Annotated in this window: 1 protein-coding gene; it reads right to left on the bottom strand. The window is 44.7% G+C overall.

Annotation, left to right across the window (positions count from 1 at the left end):
* Positions 1-98 precede the first annotated feature (98 nt).
* The coding region (locus A3756_RS16355; RefSeq protein WP_156490540.1) for a WS/DGAT domain-containing protein at positions 99-771 on the bottom strand (673 nt) is incomplete at its 5' end.

A 771-nucleotide genomic window follows, 5' to 3' on the forward strand; every position in this document is an offset into this window, starting at 1 on the left:
TAGCACTGAAGATAGAAAAGCCTTTTTGGTTTGGGCGTTTCAGGAGTAAAAAAGCGCTAAGTCGGCTTAGGTCGAAGAGCTGGCTCTACAGCTTGCCGCTATTTTCCTACGCAAAAGATGTTGCTGACTAAGCCGGCAACATCTTCGATAAAACCAGTCTTGTTTGTATTTGGCTCACTCAGATCAATATCGGTGCAATCTGGTATTTCTGTTTCGCTACTTAGAATCGTTTCTATCGCTGTCTGAAAGTATTTTTCAAAGGGTTGCTTAAGGGACAGTGCTTCAGGGTTGTAGGTGCAGGTGACACTGTAATTGCCGTTATAACTCACAATCATCAGTGCTAAACCAATACCGTCAAATAAAGGCGCAGTGCTAATAAATTGTGTTAATTCTGCATTTTCAAAGTAGAGCGGGAATTGAGGGCCAGGAATGTTAATGATCGGTAAATTGAACATCGGCTTATGTTTCTGTGCCAGTAGAAACTCAGAATAAACTCGTGCAGACAGTCCCGCAATGCAAGAGGGAACGAGTTCGGTCAAGTGGCTGGCTGATATTGCTGAGTCGTAGTGATTTTCCAAGGTTGCTGCCTTGTGAATCATGCAAATTCGCTTTATCGGGTCCTGCTCTGTGCTAGCAAGTGAGAATAATGTGGCGGCTAGCTGGTTTCCGGACTTAACGTCGAGGCTTGTTGAGCGAACAGATATCGGTGCTAGCGCAATAAGGTCTGATTCGGACTCGGCTTCCATATCTCTAAGATAGCTGGCAATGGCT

This window comes from Oleiphilus sp. HI0086 (genome assembly GCF_001635225.1).